The following is a 16,069-nucleotide window of genomic DNA, read 5'->3' as shown; positions in this document are numbered from 1 at the left end:
AGTTGTCGGGTCTGTAACTGAATCGTTAGCTAAGTTTTTATAACAAGGAAGGTATGCAATGCAAATCAATGTCGAAGACGTCAGTCCGCTTACCAAGAAGATGGTTGTAACCCTGCCCGGTGAGCAGGTCGGCCGGGAGCTTGAGACCGCCTATAAGAAACTCTCCTCGGAAGCCAACCTGAAGGGCTTTCGCAAGGGCAAGGTGCCCCGCAAGGTTCTTGAGAAAAATTATGGCCCCAAGGTGGAGTACGATGTCGCCGAAAAACTGATTCAGGAAAGCTATTTCGACGCCCTGGAGAAAAGCAGGCTCGACGCCGTGGTGCATCCCGACATCCGGGACCAGAAGTTCGGCGAGGACGGCAGCTTTACCTATACCGCCGAGGTCGATGTCCGGCCGCAGTTCGATCTCAATGAGTACAAAGGGGTGGAGATCGAGCAGGTCGAGGCCGTGGTGGGCGAGGAAGAGATCGCAGCCGAGCTTGAGACCCTGCGCAAACAGATGGCTCCCCTGCAGAGCGTCGCGGACCGGGCCATCGCCGATGGAGACATGGCCATCATCGATTTCCAGGGATATCATAACGGCAATGTCATCAAACAGGTTGTCGGTGAAAATTATTCCATCGACGTCGGCTCCGGCCAGTTCGGCAAGGAGTTCGAAGGCAAGCTGGTGGGCCTGAAGAAAGGGGATGAGGCCTCGCAGGAGATTGATTTCCCGGAAAATTTCGCCAATCCGATCCTTGCCGGCAAAAAGGTCGAATTCAAGATCAACGTCAAGGATGTCAAGGAGCGCGTGCTGCCCGAGCTGAACGATGATTTTGCCAGGGAGGTGGGCGAGGAGTTCAAAACCCTGGCCGACCTGAAGGCGCATATCTCCGAGAAACGCTTGCAGGCCAAGAAGGATGCCCAGCGCAGCGAGCTTACCGACCGGTTGATGAAGGCCCTGATCGAAAAGCATGATTTCGAAGTGCCGCCCCGCCTGGTTACCTATGAAGTCAACGCCATGATCAAGGATCTGCAGGAGAATCTGGAACGGCAGGGCGTCACCCTTGAGGCTGCCGGCTTCAGCAAGGACAAGCTGGTCGAGCAGTACAAGCTTGCCGCCGAGGCGAGGGTGAAGGGCGACTTCATCCTCAAGAAGGTGGCGGAGAAGGAAGCGCTTAAACTGGAAAACGAGGACATCGACAAGGGGTTTCAGCGCATTTCCCAGCAGTACAATATGCCGGTCAGCGAGGTGAAGAAATATTTTTCAAACCGCGATGACCTGCTCCCCTTCATGGCCGAGCTGCTCAACGAGAAGATTCTGACCTTCCTGCTCGACGCGGCCAGGGTCAAGGTCGTGCCGTCCGCCTCCGCCTGAGGAGACGAGGCCCGGGCAGGCTGACGTCAAAGCCTTTGCCGTCAGCCTGCCGGCGATGCAGGGATTGAGTTTTTCAACATTCTTCAGCGTAATTTAAAAGGAGCAACCCGATGAATCTCATCCCCATGGTGGTCGAACAGAGCCCCCGCGGCGAGCGCGCCTATGATATCTATTCCCGGCTTTTGAAGGAAAGGATTATATTTTTGGGCACGGCCATCAATGACGAAATAGCCAATATCATCATTGCCCAGATTCTTTTTCTGGAGGCCGAGGATCCGGACAAGGACATCACTTTTTACATCAATTCGCCGGGTGGGGTCGTGACCGCCGGACTTGCCATCTACGATACCATGCGCTACGTGAAGTGCGACATCGCCACCCTCTGCATGGGGCAGGCCGCCAGCATGGGCGCCGTCCTCCTCGCCGCCGGCACCGATGGCAAGCGCTATGCGCTGCCCAATTCCCGGATCATGCTGCATCAACCCATGGGCGGCTTTCAGGGCCAGGCCACGGACATTGAAATCCACGCCAACGAGATCCTGCGGATGCGGCAGGCCCTGAATACCATCCTGGCCAACCATACCAAGCAGAAGATCAAAAAGATCCAGTCCGACACGGAGCGTGATTTCTTCATGGGCGCGGAAGAGGCCATGAAGTACGGGATCATCGATAAGGTGCTGATGAAACGAGCAACCCCTGAAGAGGAGTCATAAGCATGGCAAAAGACCATAATGGCGAAGTCGAAGTGACCTGTTCCTTTTGCGGTAAAAGTCAGGACGAGGTCAAGAAGCTCATCGCCGGTCCGACCGTATACATTTGTAATGAATGTATCGACCTCTGCAATGAGATCGTCAGCGAAGACCGGTTGCACGAGCTGGAGGCCCAGGCCGAGGCCTCGGCCCTGAAGCCGCACGACATCAAGGCCTACCTTGACCAGTATGTGATCGGTCAGGAGAAGGCCAAGAAGGTGCTGGCCGTGGCGGTGCATAATCACTACAAGCGCATCGAGGCGCAGTCGCGCGGGGATGCCAATCCGGTGGAGCTGCAGAAGAGCAATATCCTGCTGGTCGGGCCCACGGGCAGCGGCAAAACCCTGCTGGCCCAGACCCTGGCCAAGATTCTCAACGTGCCCTTTGCCATGGCGGACGCCACCACCCTCACCGAGGCCGGTTACGTGGGCGAGGATGTCGAAAACATTCTGGTCAATCTCCTGCAGGCGGCCGACCATGACATCCAGCGGGCCAGTCGCGGCATCATCTATATCGACGAGATCGACAAGATCGCCCGCAAATCCGACAGCGCCTCCATCACCCGCGACGTTTCCGGCGAGGGCGTACAGCAGGCCCTGCTCAAGATCATCGAGGGCACCGTGGCCAGCGTGCCGCCGAAGGGCGGGCGCAAACACCCGCAGCAGGAATATATCAAGATCGACACCACCAACATCCTTTTCATCTGCGGCGGGGCCTTTGTTGGCCTTGACGGGGTGATCAGACAGCGCACCGGCACCAAGTCCATGGGCTTTGGCGCCAAAGTGGTGGGCAAGCCCAGGAAGTCCATGGGTGATATCCTTGCCCAGGTCCAGGCCGAGGATCTCCTGCGCTTCGGCCTGATCCCCGAGCTGGTCGGGCGACTGCCCGTGGTCGCCACCATGGAGGAACTGGACGAGGAGGATCTGGTCCGGGTGTTGCGCGAGCCCAAGAACGCGCTCACCAAACAGTACGAAAAGCTCTTCGAGTTCGACAACATTCGCCTGCGTTTCACCGAAGGCGCCCTTGCCGCCATCGCCCGGCAGGCGATCAAGAGGAAGTCCGGCGCCCGCGGGCTGCGCACCGTCATGGAGCAGGCCATGCTCGATATCATGTACGAGCTGCCTTCCAAGGAAAACGTGCGCGAATGCGTGATCAGCGAACAGGTGATCCTGAACGGCGACTATCCGGTGATTCTTTTTGATAACGAGGCAGAGGCCAAGAAGAGCGCCTGATTCTCGCGGTGCGTCAGAAGGTTTCCCCGGCCTTTGCCGCACCGAAAGCAGCATGTCGGTTTGCCGTTTCCCGGGCCGCATGACGGCGGGCAAAACTGACGATGCTTCGCGGCATCAATCGCAGACCGATGGAAAAACGGTTTCCGCCCCGGTCCGCTAATCCGTAAAGGTTTTTTGGAAAATTATGGCTGAATACCACTCCGAGCAGAAAAACACCTTTCCCATGATGCCGTTGCGGGACATCGTCGTCTTCCCGTATATGGTCGCCCCCCTGGTTGTCGGGCGGGAGCGTTCCATCAAGGCCCTGGAAGAGGCCATGGCCAAACGCTCCGAGATTTTTCTTTCCGCCCAGAAAGATGCCTCCGAGGACGATCCCAGCGAGGAGAGTGTGCATGCTGTCGGCACGGTGGCCACGGTCATGCAGCTGCTCCGCCTGCCTGACGGCACGATCAAGGCCCTGGTTGAGGGAAAGAGAAGGGCGCGGATCGTTCGGCATCTGCCCAGCCCCGACTACTTCGTCGTGCAGGTGGAGGAAGAGGAATTCAAGGATGCCGGCGGCGCCGAAGCCGTTGCCTTTGTCCGGCAGATTCAGGCAAGCTTCAAGGAGTATATCAAGTACAACAAAAAGGTGCCCGGCGAGGTTGTCAAATCCCTGGCGCGCATAGAAAGCCCGGCAAAGTTCGTCGATGTGCTGGCCGCGCACCTCCCCTTGAGCGTGGAGGAGAAACAGAGGGTTCTCGAATCCTTTGTCGTGGTGGATCGTCTGGAGCAGGTGCTCGCCCTCATCCATAAGGAAATTGAGATCGCCGAGCTTGAAGAAACCATTCGGGCCAGGGTCAAGAAAAAAATCGATAAGACCCAGAAGGATTACTATCTTGCCGAGCAGATCCGCGCCATCCAGAAGGAGATGGGTACCTCCGAGGACGGCTCCACCGAGGCCGATGATCTCGAAAAGGCCATCCGGGAGAAAAAGTTGCCCGAGACAGCCCGCGCCAAGCTTGAGCAGGAGTTTAAGAAGCTGAAGATGATGCCGGCCATGTCGGCGGAAGCGACCGTGGTGCGAAACTACATCGACTGCATCTTAAGCCTTCCCTGGCGGGAAAAGACGGAAGAAAAGATCGACATCAGCCAGGCCGAGGATATCCTGGAACAGGACCACTACGGGCTTATGAAACCCAAGGAGCGCATCCTGGAATACCTCGCCGTCCAGGCGCAGGTGGAGAAGATCAAGGGGCCGATCCTCTGCCTGGTCGGGCCGCCGGGGGTGGGGAAAACCTCCCTCTGCAAATCCGTGGCCAGGGCCATGGGCCGCAGGTTCGTTCGTCTCTCCCTTGGCGGTGTCCGCGATGAGGCGGAAATCCGCGGGCACCGGCGTACCTATATCGGCGCCATGCCCGGAAAGATCATCCAGTCCATGCAGAAGGCCAAGGTGGTCAACCCGGTCATCTGCCTCGACGAGGTCGACAAGATGAGCATGGATTTCCGTGGCGATCCATCCGCGGCTCTTCTTGAGGTTCTGGACCCGGAGCAGAACAATTCATTCAATGATCATTATCTCGATCTCGACTATGACCTCTCGGATGTGTTCTTCGTCACCACCGCGAATACCCTGCATTCAATTCCGGCGCCCCTGCAGGATCGCATGGAGGTGATCAAGCTCAACGGCTATACGGAAGAGGACAAGCTCAGCATCGCCCAGGGTTTCCTGGTTCCCAAACAGCTTGCGGCAAACGGTTTCGCCGCCGGGGATATTCTTTTTACGGACAGCGCCGTTCTTGAGGTGGTGCGTCGTTACACCCGGGAGGCGGGGGTGAGAAACCTCGAACGCAATATTGCTTCCATCTGCCGGAAGATTGCCAGAGATCGCCTCAAGAAGAAGAGCAGCAAACGGTATCGGGTCAATGAGGCCGGCATTGCCAAATACCTTGGCGCGCCCAGGTACCGTTTCGGCTCCGCCGAGGAAAAGGACAAGGTGGGTCTTACCACCGGTCTCGCCTGGACCGAGGTGGGAGGCGAACTCCTGCAGATAGAGACCGCCCTGATGCCGGGCAAGGGAAATCTCACCGTGACCGGCAAGCTGGGCGATGTGATGCAGGAGTCGGCGCAGGCCGCTCTGAGCTATGTGCGGACCCGGGCCCTCCAGCTTGGCCTGTTGCCTGACTTTTATCAGAAGCTCGATATCCATATCCATGTGCCGGAGGGGGCGATACCCAAGGATGGTCCTTCGGCCGGCATCACCATGGCAACCTCCATGGTTTCCGCGCTGTTGAAGATTCCGGTGCGCCGCGACATCGCCATGACCGGCGAAATCACCCTCCGGGGCAGGGTGCTGCCCATCGGCGGCTTGACCGAAAAGCTCCTTGCCGCCCGGCGGGGGAACATCAAGCATGTGCTGATTCCCAAGGAAAACGAGCGCGACCTGCACGAGATTCCCGCCAAAATCCTCAAGGATCTCACCGTGGAATTGGTGGAGCATGTGGATGAGGTTTTGAAAAAGGCCTTGGTGCTCAAGGAGGGGGAGCTGCTTTTCAGGGACATTCCCATTGAGAATCTTGGCGTTGAAGGGCTGCTCTCCGCAGGCAACGTGGCCCATTAGCGGCATGTTCGCAACCCCTTGTTCCTGCCCTTCCGTGGGGTTTTATTTTTTAGGAGGGGATGAGTTTTTTGCTTGACGAATCATGGCCGTCAAGGGTATATGTTGCCACACTTCATGTGGGCGAATAGCTCAGCTGGGAGAGCATCGGCCTTACAAGCCGAGGGTCACAGGTTCGATCCCTGTTTCGCCCACCACATCGGGAGTGGTAGTTCAGTTGGTTAGAATACCGGCCTGTCACGCCGGGGGTCGCGGGTTCGAGCCCCGTCCACTCCGCCAAGAAAATTAAAGGATCAGCCGTCAGGCCTGATCCTTTTTTTTTTCGGTTTTCCGGGCTTGATGGCAAATGGATATTTTATGCCGCAATCCCTTGACATGCTTCATGGGTAATGGGTAGATTGATCAGATTTGGGTGGAACGGAGCCGCTGGGCCATGGTTGTCTGGGCTGTCGGTTTGTCTGGAAATGAAGAACCACCTTTTCCTGAGGGTTGAACGGGATTTTCTGCAACGGCTATGACTCGGTACCTTGAAAAGATAGGAAACAATACCCTCTACTCCCTGCAGGATCTGGGGAGAATGGGGACTTTTCTCGCCATGGGCGTGGCAGGAGGGTTCAAACGGCCTTTTCGCTTCTCCGCCATGGTCCGACAGGTACGCCTCATTGGCGCCGATTCCTTTTGGGTCATCTTCTTCACCGCCGCATTTACCGGCATGGTGCTTGGCCTGCAGGGTTATTACACCCTTCGGAAGTTTGGATCCGAAGGGGCGCTTGGTTCGGCGGTCGCCCTTTCTCTCATCCGTGAACTCGGGCCGGTGCTCACCGCCCTTATGGTCACCGGGCGGGCCGGCTCCGCCATGTGCGCCGAAATCGGCATCATGCGCAATTCCGAGCAGATTGATGCCCTGGAGTGCATGGCCATTGATCCCTTCCGCTATCTCATCACCCCCAAATTTCTCGCCACTCTGATTTCCATCCCGCTCCTCACCCTTATTTTCAACGTGGTGGGCATTTTCGGAGGGTACCTGGCCGGCTGCGGTTTGCTGGGTGTCAATCCAGGCGCCTATTTTGCCGGCATGGAGCAGAGCGTTGTCAATCAGGATATCAACATGGGCATCGTGAAGTCCTTTGTCTTTGCCCTGCTCGTCGTCTGGATCTGCACCGGAAGGGGTTTTTTCGTCCACAACATCCGCGGTGCCGGTTTTGGCGCCGAAGGGGTGAGCAGGGTCACGACCCAGGCGGTTGTATTATCCTCAATCGCCATCCTCATCTGGGATTATCTGATTACGGCGATCATGTTATGAGTGCGGCAATCATCGAATTCAGGGATGTTTATAAATCGTTCGGCAGCCAGACCGTGCTCAACGGCGTGAGCCTTGCCGTCCATGCCGGCAAGACCACCGTCATCGCCGGCCCCAGCGGCCAGGGGAAGAGCGTGACCTTGAAGCTCATTCTCGGTCTGCTCAAGCCGGATTCCGGGCAGATCTACGTGGACGGCGAGGATATCTCCCGGATGCGGGCCAGGGACCTGAACCGGGTGCGGACAAAATTCGGGGTTCTTTTCCAGGGCGGGGCTCTCCTTGACTCTTTGAACGTTTTTGACAACGTCGCCCTGCCGCTTGAGGAGCGGACCAAATTGAGCCGGGTCGAGATGCGGACCAGGGTGCTCACCACCCTCGCGCAGCTGGGCCTGAAGGGCCATGAAGAAAAATTCCCCGCCCAGTTGAGCGGCGGCATGAAGAAGAGGGTCGGTTTGGCCAGGGCCCTGATGCTGCACCCGGAAATCATGCTTTTTGACGAACCGACCACCGGACTTGATCCGGAGAAATCCCTCGAAATATACAGACTGTTCATGGAAACCCAGAAGCAGTTCGGCTATACCTCGATAATTGTAAGCCACGATATTCCGAAAATTTTCAATCTGGCTGATCAGGTAATCCTTGTCAACAAGGGAAAGTTCAACGCCTTTGCCAGCCCTGAAGATATTCAGCAAAGTGAAATTCCCGAGATCCAGGCTTTTGTGCGGAGCACCATGGGGAATGTTTATTTAAGCAGGGAGTTGGAATAAAGATTATGAAAAAGATAAATATCGACTTGGTTGTCGGCGCTTTCGTGCTGACGGGATTCCTCTGTTTTGTCTACCTGTCCCTTCAGTTGGGGGAATTTTCCGTGTTTGCCATGGAGAAGACCTACACGGTGCAGGCGAATTTCGGCAATGTTTCCGGGCTGAAGCGGGGTGCGGTCGTTGAAGTGGCCGGGGTGAGCGTCGGCAAGGTTTCCCAGATCGCCCTGGGAGAGAACGATCAGGCCACGGTCTTTTTTTTGATCAATGACGGGGTGAAAATCACCGATGATGCCGTGGCTTCCATCAAGACCCAGGGCATTATCGGCGACAAGTATGTCAAGATCACCCAGGGAGGCTCCGAGGATATTCTCCAGGATGGGGGGATGATCACGGAAACCGAGTCCGCCGTGGACCTGGAGGAACTGGTGAGCAAGTATATATTCGGCGATGTCTGATTCGGTTCTCCCGGGTGTTTTCAAGGTTAACTTTCCCCTTAAATCTTTTTGAAAAAAATTATCAAATAGGGCATTATTGAAATCTGATCAGAGTCATGTCCGCGAGGAAGGAGGAATCTTTCCAGCGCGGCCCGGTGCCGTTTACCCTCAGTGAGGCGCAGAAACTGTTATGAAGTTGACCAAGCATCTCCTGCAAAAAATGCTGATGACCGTCTGTTGCGCTCTGTTCCTTTCCCTTGGCTCTCTGGCCGCGGCGCAGGAGGATGAGGCGTCCTTTGCCGACGAACCCGCCTTTGGGGAAGAGCAGCCCATGTCCATGGCCTCCGACCCTCTGGAGCCGGTTAACAGGGTGTTTTTTCACTTTAACGACAAGCTCTATTTCTGGGTGCTCAAGCCGGCCGCCCAGGGGTATGCTTATTTTTTGGCCGATGATGTGCGGATATCCGTCCGTGACTTCTTTCACAACCTGCTTACCCCGGTCAGGGTTGTCAATAATTTGCTGCAGGGCAAGGTGAAAGACAGCGGCATTGAGGTGGCGCGTTTCGTGATCAACAGCACCCTGGGGGTCGCGGGCTTCGGAGACCCTGCCAAGCGTGAGTTCGGCCTGGCTCCCCGGGATGAGGATCTGGGGCAGACCTTGGGCGTATATGGGATGGGGGAAGGTATTTATATCTGCTGGCCCGTCTTCGGACCCTCAAATGTCCGGGATACCCTCGGCCTGGTGGGTGACGCCTTCCTGAATCCCCTCACCTACCTGGCCGCTTCCGATACTGGCGCGGGCTTGGCCGCCCAGGCGGGGCGCGAAGTCAACAACACCTCCCTGACCACTGGCGATTATGAGGATTTCAAGGAGTCCGCTCTTGATCCCTATATCGCCCTGCGGGACGCCTACCGTCAGTACCGGTTGAAGAAGATTCGCGATGCGGTGATGGGCAAGGATTCGGTATACTCGAATCTGCCGGTTGCCCGGGAGGGCGTTTATGCCGGGAGGCTCCCCGAGCGGGGGGCGGGCGGCGAGGCAACGGATTCCGCCTTTGCCGATCCCTTTTTCGTGCAGGTCGGAACTTCCGTTGACCCGGACCAGGCGCTCCTGCTGCAGCAACAGCTGCTCGCCATGGGGCGCCGGGCCGTGATCAAGGTGTACGATCGTGGTGATTATAAATACTATGGGGTGCAGGTACCGGTGGGCGCGGAGTTTTCCCTGGCAAAGGCGGAAGAGCAAGTACTCTGCGCGGCCGGGTTTTCCGAAGCCCGACTGCTGAAATAGTTTTTGGGCCAGGAACGTCTTGGCCAAGATATGGTATGGAGTTTAGGATGGGCTACATGAAACGGTTTTCCTTGCTGTTGTTTTTTATACTCGGCTTCCAGGCGGTGGTCAGCGGTTCTTCCTGCGCCGCGGCTACGGATCCTGTTGTTTTTGTCAAGGATGCGGTCGATGAAATCATTGCCATCCTGCAGGATGAAAAACTTGCCGGGCCGGAACTGAAGCAGGAACGGCGGGCAAGGGTGGTGCGCATTGTCGAGAAAAAATTTGATTTCCGGGAAATGTCCATGCGAACTCTGGCCAAGCACTGGAAGGAGCGCTCCGCCGAGGAGCAGGACCGGTTTGTGCACCTGTTTACCAAGCTGCTGGAAAATACCTATATCACCAAGATCGAAACCTATTCCGGAGAACGGGTTGTTTTTAAAAAACATGCGGTGCAGGGTGACAAAGCCATCGTGTACAGCGATCTGGTGCGCAATAACGTGGAGACGCCCGTCAACTACAAGCTGAAGAACAGCAACGATCGTTGGATGGTGTACGATGTGGAGGTGGAAGGGGTGAGTCTGGTGAACAACTATCGCACCCAGTTCGCCAGCATCCTGAACAAGGAAAATTTTGCAGGCCTCCTCGTGCGTCTGGAAGAGAAGGTCAGTAAAAACCAGGCGGAATAAGAACAGATGAATGCTGCCGAAGTCAGACTGTTCGGAATGTACACCGCGGCCGAACTGAACGATATTTTCTCCTTTCTCTCTCCTGCGGAGATCGAGGCGCTCGCCGCCTACCTTGAGCCCCGGTCCTGTCGGGCCGGGGAGGTTCTGATGCGGGAAGGTGATGTCGGAGACAGCATGGGCTTTCTGGTCTCCGGCAAGTTGGCGGTGAAGAAGGAAACGACTTTTCCCGGCAAATTCGTCCTCATGGCCGTCCTGGAGCGGGGCAGCATGGTCGGCGAGGTATCCGTGGTGGAGTGCGGCCGCAGGAACGCGACGGTGGTGGCCACGGAAATGAGTCAGCTCCTGATGCTTTCCTGTCAGGGGGTGGAGAAGTTGGCCAGGGAAAATCCCTCCCTTGGCCTCGCCCTGCTTCGCCGCATCATCCATGTGATGGGCTATCGGTTGCGCAAGGCCAGCGACCGGCTGTCCCGACTGCTGTGACCTTTGTTATAAACCCCTTTCCCGTCGCGGCCTTTTGGCCAGGCTCCCTTTTGATCCTTCCCCGGCTTTCGGCCCGCGGTCTCTTTTCGTTCCCCTGAAGTCGACACGGCCTGTGGCCTGCCTTCTGACGTTGCCGAGCCCGGGCAGCCGCTTCCGCCGGTAAATGATGAGGTTGTGGTGAATTTGCTTGACAACAGGCCGTGTTTTTTTATATTTACTGGTTCCATTTTTCTGCGTTTCGGCAGAAGGGCAAGGTGACCCGTGCAGGTCAGATTTGATGAGATACCCGAGGACGGTCTCTGGCTGAATGTCCCTGAAACGTCTTGGCTCCCCGCCGAGGTTGCCTGGCAGGGCGAGGTGCGGTCCACGATTTTTCTCGGCAGGAATGGAGAACGGGTTGTTCTGGAAGGGGATTTGAATCTCACCCTGCTATTTGAGTGCGACCGTTGTCTTGAACAGTTCAGCTATCCCTTGGAGACCCGTTTCCGGATCGATTTTGAACTGCTTTCCCCGGGGGAGGAGCAATCCTTTGCCGGAGAGCACGAGTGCAGCCGGGAAGAAATGGATGTGGTGTATCTTGACGAGCCGCTTATTGATATTTATGCGGTTCTGGCCCAGCAACTCTATCTTGCCCTGCCGGAAAAAAGGCTGTGCAACGAAGAATGCCATGGCCTTTGCCCGGGGTGCGGGGTGAATCTGAATACGCAACAGTGTGCCTGCTCGCGGGAGTCCGGTTCCTCTCCTTTCAGTGTGCTTGCGAAGCTCAAACACTGAAAGCAACGGAGTAACCCCTTTTAACGTATTGAAAAATTTTGAAAAAACGATTACAGACAATGGCTGTGATCGAGCCTTTCCAATGGAGGAAAAGTAATGGCTTTACCAAAAAGAAGACACTCCCATCGTCGTACCAGAATTCGTCGCTCCCATGATGCGCTTTGCAGGCCGACCATTTCCACCTGCGCGGCCTGCGGCGAGCCCAAGCTCCCGCATCGCCTCTGTCCGGGATGTGGTTCCTACAAGGGGCGTACGGTCATCAAGCTGAACGAGGATTAATAGAGCTACGCGATGGCCTTACATATTGCCCTGGATGCCATGGGCGGCGATCGAGGCCCCGAGGAGATGGTTTCCGGGGCAATTATGGCCGTGCGCGACTCTGCTGATCTTGAAATCACACTTCTGGGTGACGAGAAGCGTTTGAGCGCCATTCTTGCGGCGCGGGCCTTTCCGGCGGAACGCCTCCACCTTGTTCATACCTCCCAGGTCGTTGCCATGGATGAGTCCCCCTTCGATGCGATACGCAAGAAGAAGGATTCTTCCATTGTCCGGGCCTTTGCCCTGCACAGGGAAGGGAAGGTCGACGCCGTGGTCAGTGCCGGCAACTCCGGGGCAACCATGGCCGCCGGGGTGAAAATGCTCGGCAGGCTGGAGAATATCTCACGTCCGGGCATTGCCGGCATCTATCCGACGCTGAAGGGGCCCCTCGTGATGATGGATGTGGGGGCCAATGTCGACTGCCGCGCCCAGCATCTCTTTCAGTTCGCCATCATGGCCGCTGCCTTTTCCCAGGTCCTGTTCGGCACCCAAAAGCCGAGGGTCGGCCTTCTCAGCATCGGCGAGGAGGGAGGCAAGGGCAACGCCCTGGTCAAGAAAACCCATGAACTCCTCCAGCAAAGCTCCCTCAACTATATCGGTAACGTGGAAGGCCGTGACACCTTTCAGGGCGAGGTTGACGTCATTGTCTGCGACGGTTTTGTCGGCAATGTCTGTCTGAAGCTCAGCGAAGGGTTGGCCGAGGCGGTGATGGGCATGTTGCGCGACGAGATTTCCAAAAGCATGAAGGCGAAGCTCGGCTATCTTCTGGCCAGAGACGCCTTTGCCTCCTTTAAAAAACGGGTCGATTATGCCGAGTATGGCGGCGCTCCTCTCCTGGGTCTGAAGGGAAACGGCATCGTCTGTCACGGCCGTTCCAGCGCCCTGGCCATCAAGAATGCCCTCCGGGTTGCCGCGGAAATGGCGCGCAATAAGGTCAATGATCGCATCCTTGAGCTGCTTTCCGCCGACCAGGCCCTTGTCGTCCAGCAGGATGAAGCCGGGGGGGCCGCGCTCTCTTCCGCAGGAGCCGGGGCATGAGTCGAGCGGTCATCATAGGCACCGGTTCTTCGCTGCCGAAACGGGTTCTCAGCAACGCGGAGCTGGAGCAGATGGTGGATACCACGGATGAGTGGATCACCACCAGGACCGGCATCAAAACCCGGCACATAGCCGCCTGCGGGGAAGAGACCTCCATGCTGGCCACCAGGGCGGCGGAAAAGGCGCTGGAAATGGCCGGCCTGAACGCCCTGGCCATCGATATGATCGTGCTCGGCACGATTTCCTGTGAAAAGGCCATGCCCTCCTGTGCCTGTCTGGTGCAGAAGGAGCTGGGCGCGGCCAATGCCTTTGCTCTTGATGTCAACGCCGCCTGTTCCGGCTTTCTTTACAGCCTTGATATCGCGGACAAGTACCTTCGTAACAACCCGGAGATGAAAATTCTGGTGATCGGTGCGGAAAACCTTTCCGCCCGCACCAACTGGCAGGATCGGAATACCTGTGTGCTGTTCGGCGATGGAGCCGGGGCCTGCGTGGTGACCGGCGGCGACCAGGAAAGGGGATTGCTGGCCAGTCAGCTCTATGCCGATGGGCGTCTCTGGGAACTCCTGCACATGGACAACGCGGCGAGCCTGAATCCCGACTTGCCCAGCGCCGCCAGCGACGGGCCCTTCATCAAGATGGTTGGCCGCGATGTTTTCCGGTATGCGGTCCGGGCCATGGCCGACGCCATCATGGCCGTCCTCCGCAAGGAGAATCTCTCCATCGCCGATATCTCCCTGGTTGTGCCGCATCAGGCCAATATCCGCATCTTGAAAAGCCTTGCCGATCATCTTGGTCTTCCCTTTGAAAAACTCTATGTTAATGTGCACAAATATGGTAATACATCGGCGGCAACCGTCCCGATAGCCCTGGACGAGGCGAACCGGGAGGGACGACTGCGGCAGGGGGATCTGCTTCTCATCTGTACCTTCGGTGGCGGTTTCACCTGGGGAGCCGCGGTTATCAGGTGGTAATTCATACATGGCAAGCTATAATGCCCGGCAATCGAAAGGATGCGACGGCTCAGGCAGATGCAGGTCTGTCCGCAATTGGTGGAAGTTGTAGCTTTTTGCAGGTTTCGCTTGGCAGTGATTTCAACAAAATCTGATCGAGACAGAAAGGGGGAGCAGTGGATTATTTCTTGACCGAAGAGCAGCGGATGATCGTTGACGTTGCTCGGCAGATTACCGAGGAAATGATTGTTCCGCAACGAGCGGAATTGGATGAAACCGAAGAGTATCCCCGAGATATCCTGAACGCCATTGCCAAGGCTGATCTCTATGGTCTTTACATTCCGGAGGAATATGGGGGCTTTGGCGGCGGCTGTTTTGAGATGGCCCTGGCCCTTGAGCAGTTCGCCCGCGGGTGTACCGGGGTGGCCACCGCCTTCGCCGCCAGCGCCCTGGGCGCCTATCCCATCCTGATCTCCGGCAGCGACGAGCTGAAGAAGAAATACATGCCCCGTATCGCCAGCGGCGAGAAGCTCGCCGCCTTCGCCCTCACCGAGGCCAATGCCGGCAGCGATGCCTCCGGCATCCAGACCACGGCGGTGCTTGACGGCGATCATTGGGTGCTGAACGGCACCAAACAGTGGATCACCAACGCCGGCGAGGCCCAGATCTACACGGTCATCGCCATCACCGACAAGAGCAAGGGCCCCCGCGGGGCGACCATGTTCGTGGTCGAGGATACCGATCCCGGCTTTTCTTACGGGGTCAAGGAGAAGAAGCTGGGCATCCGGTGCTCCTCCACCCGGGAACTGATTTTCAAGGATTGCCGGATTCCCAAGGACCGGGTCATCGGCCGGGTCGGCATGGGTTTTATCACCGTCATGAAAACCCTCGACCAGTCCCGGCCCGGCATCGCCGTTCTCGGCGTCGGTCTCGGTCAGGGCGCCCTGGACGAGGCGGTCACCTATGCCAAGCAGCGGGTGCAGTTCGGCAAGCCGATCATCTCCTTTCAGGCGGTGCAGCATATCCTGGCTGATATGGCCATTCAGGTCGAGGCGGCCCGGGCGCTCGTCTACGCGTCGGCAAAACACATCGACGCCCACAAGAACGACATGTCCAAGGCCTCTTCCATGTGCAAGGTCTTTGCCACCGACATGGCGATGAAGGTTGCCACCGACGCGGTGCAGGTGCTGGCCGGTTACGGCTACATGCGCGAGTACCCGGTGGAGAAGATGATGCGGGATGCCAAGATCCTCCAGATATATGAGGGGACCAACCAGATTCAGCGCAATGTCATCGGACAGGAACTCAACAAGGAGTACACGAGGTCCTAATGAAGATCATCGTTTGTGTGAAACAGGTTCCGGACGCCAAGGATGTCCGCCTGGACCCGAAGACCAACACCCTGGCCCGGGACGGCGTACAATCCATTATGAATCCCTACGATCGTCATGCCCTGGAAGAGGCGGTCCGCCTCAAGGAAAAGCACGGCGGCACGGTGACCGTGGTCAGCATGGGCCCGCCGCAGGCCGAGGCCATGCTCCGCGAGGCGGTTTCCTGCGGAGCGGACGAGATCGTGCTTGTCTCCGACCGCGCTTTTGCCGGCGCCGATACCTGGGCCACCACCTATACGCTTTCCATGGCCATCCGCAAGCTGGACGATTTTGATCTTATTCTCTGCGGCAAGCAGGCCATCGACGGCGACACCGCCCAGGTGGGACCTGGCCTGGCCGAACGGTTGCGGATCCCTTTTGTCGCCTATGTGCGGAAGATCAGGGAATGCGACGGCAAGGCCATGCAGGTGGAACGCCTGATGGACGACGGCTATGATCTTCTTGAGGTGCCGCTGCCGGCGCTCTTCACCGTGGTAAAAGAGATCAACGAGCCGCGGATTCCTTCCCTCAAGGGCAAGATGAAGGCCAAGAGCATTCAGCTCACCGTCCTCAACGCCGGCGATATCGAAGCCGATCCCGAACAGCTCGGCCTGAAGGGCTCTCCCACCCAGGTGGTTAAGGTGTTTTCCCCGGAACTGAAAGGGGAAAGGGCCATGCTTGCCGGCAGCGCCGACGAGCAGGTGGCCCAGCTCTATGAAAAGCTGACTCCCTTACTGTAAACGCAGAGGAA

General features: G+C 57.4%; 16 protein-coding genes and 2 tRNA genes. All 18 read left to right on the top strand.

What is annotated here, in order from left to right; genetic code table 11:
- The first annotated feature begins 58 nt into the window (after positions 1 to 58).
- Entirely contained in the window at positions 59 to 1,357 is a 1,299-nt protein-coding gene (gene tig / locus ACUUL3_RS07670; protein WP_448556088.1) for a trigger factor, read from the top strand.
- A gap of 110 nt (positions 1,358 to 1,467) precedes the next feature.
- Positions 1,468 to 2,070 carry an ATP-dependent Clp endopeptidase proteolytic subunit ClpP gene (gene clpP / locus ACUUL3_RS07665; protein ID WP_448556086.1) on the top strand — a complete coding sequence of 201 codons (603 nt, stop codon included), beginning with the start codon at positions 1,468 to 1,470 and terminating at the stop codon, positions 2,068 to 2,070.
- A 2-nt stretch (positions 2,071 to 2,072) separates the two neighbouring features.
- The gene (gene clpX, locus ACUUL3_RS07660; protein ID WP_448556085.1) at positions 2,073 to 3,338 is read left to right on the top strand and encodes an ATP-dependent Clp protease ATP-binding subunit ClpX; all 1,266 of its coding nucleotides are present in this window, start codon (positions 2,073 to 2,075) and stop codon (positions 3,336 to 3,338) included.
- A gap of 184 nt (positions 3,339 to 3,522) precedes the next feature.
- Positions 3,523 to 5,934 (top strand): endopeptidase La, encoded by a 2,412-nt coding sequence (gene lon, locus ACUUL3_RS07655; RefSeq protein ID WP_448556083.1) that lies wholly within the window; start codon positions 3,523 to 3,525, stop codon positions 5,932 to 5,934.
- Between the two features lie 118 nt (positions 5,935 to 6,052).
- Positions 6,053 to 6,128: transfer RNA gene (locus ACUUL3_RS07650), tRNA-Val, on the top strand.
- Positions 6,129 to 6,133: 5 nt separating this feature from the next.
- Positions 6,134 to 6,210: transfer RNA gene (locus tag ACUUL3_RS07645), tRNA-Asp, on the top strand.
- Positions 6,211 to 6,445: 235 nt separating this feature from the next.
- A complete protein-coding gene (locus ACUUL3_RS07640) occupies positions 6,446 to 7,234 on the top strand; it encodes an MlaE family ABC transporter permease (protein WP_448556081.1) in 789 nt (262 codons plus the stop codon).
- Positions 7,231 to 7,998 carry an ABC transporter ATP-binding protein gene (locus ACUUL3_RS07635; RefSeq protein WP_448556077.1) on the top strand — a complete coding sequence of 256 codons (768 nt, stop codon included), beginning with the start codon at positions 7,231 to 7,233 and terminating at the stop codon, positions 7,996 to 7,998. The genes ACUUL3_RS07640 and ACUUL3_RS07635 overlap by 4 nt, the downstream gene beginning before the upstream one ends.
- Before the next feature lie 5 nt (positions 7,999 to 8,003).
- Positions 8,004 to 8,450 carry an outer membrane lipid asymmetry maintenance protein MlaD gene (gene mlaD, locus ACUUL3_RS07630; protein WP_448556075.1) on the top strand — a complete coding sequence of 149 codons (447 nt, stop codon included), beginning with the start codon at positions 8,004 to 8,006 and terminating at the stop codon, positions 8,448 to 8,450.
- Between the two features lie 169 nt (positions 8,451 to 8,619).
- Positions 8,620 to 9,717, top strand: a complete 1,098-nt coding sequence (locus ACUUL3_RS07625) for an MlaA family lipoprotein (protein ID WP_448556073.1) — start codon at positions 8,620 to 8,622, stop codon at positions 9,715 to 9,717.
- Positions 9,718 to 9,764: 47 nt separating this feature from the next.
- Entirely contained in the window at positions 9,765 to 10,385 is a 621-nt protein-coding gene (locus ACUUL3_RS07620) for an MlaC/ttg2D family ABC transporter substrate-binding protein (protein ID WP_448556071.1), read from the top strand.
- A 6-nt stretch (positions 10,386 to 10,391) separates the two neighbouring features.
- The gene (locus tag ACUUL3_RS07615) at positions 10,392 to 10,865 is read left to right on the top strand and encodes a cyclic nucleotide-binding domain-containing protein (protein ID WP_448556069.1); all 474 of its coding nucleotides are present in this window, start codon (positions 10,392 to 10,394) and stop codon (positions 10,863 to 10,865) included.
- Positions 10,866 to 11,126: 261 nt separating this feature from the next.
- Positions 11,127 to 11,639, top strand: coding sequence for a YceD family protein (locus ACUUL3_RS07610; protein WP_448556067.1), 513 nt, complete (start codon positions 11,127 to 11,129; stop codon positions 11,637 to 11,639).
- A gap of 96 nt (positions 11,640 to 11,735) precedes the next feature.
- Entirely contained in the window at positions 11,736 to 11,918 is a 183-nt protein-coding gene (rpmF, locus tag ACUUL3_RS07605; RefSeq protein ID WP_448556065.1) for a 50S ribosomal protein L32, read from the top strand.
- Between the two features lie 12 nt (positions 11,919 to 11,930).
- Positions 11,931 to 12,995: a phosphate acyltransferase PlsX gene (gene plsX, locus ACUUL3_RS07600; RefSeq protein ID WP_448556063.1), complete on the top strand. Its 1,065-nt coding sequence runs from the start codon at positions 11,931 to 11,933 to the stop codon at positions 12,993 to 12,995.
- Positions 12,992 to 13,969, top strand: coding sequence for a beta-ketoacyl-ACP synthase III (locus ACUUL3_RS07595; protein ID WP_448556061.1), 978 nt, complete (start codon positions 12,992 to 12,994; stop codon positions 13,967 to 13,969). Before plsX ends, ACUUL3_RS07595 begins: the two co-directional genes overlap by 4 nt.
- Before the next feature lie 155 nt (positions 13,970 to 14,124).
- Positions 14,125 to 15,279, top strand: a complete 1,155-nt coding sequence (locus tag ACUUL3_RS07590) for an acyl-CoA dehydrogenase family protein (RefSeq protein ID WP_448556059.1) — start codon at positions 14,125 to 14,127, stop codon at positions 15,277 to 15,279.
- Positions 15,279 to 16,058: an electron transfer flavoprotein subunit beta/FixA family protein gene (locus ACUUL3_RS07585; RefSeq protein WP_448556058.1), complete on the top strand. Its 780-nt coding sequence runs from the start codon at positions 15,279 to 15,281 to the stop codon at positions 16,056 to 16,058. Before ACUUL3_RS07590 ends, ACUUL3_RS07585 begins: the two co-directional genes overlap by 1 nt.
- Positions 16,059 to 16,069: the final 11 nt, after the last annotated feature.

It is taken from the genome of Thiovibrio sp. JS02 (genome assembly GCF_053485635.1).
This window is presented reverse-complemented; position numbering and strand designations above follow the sequence as displayed.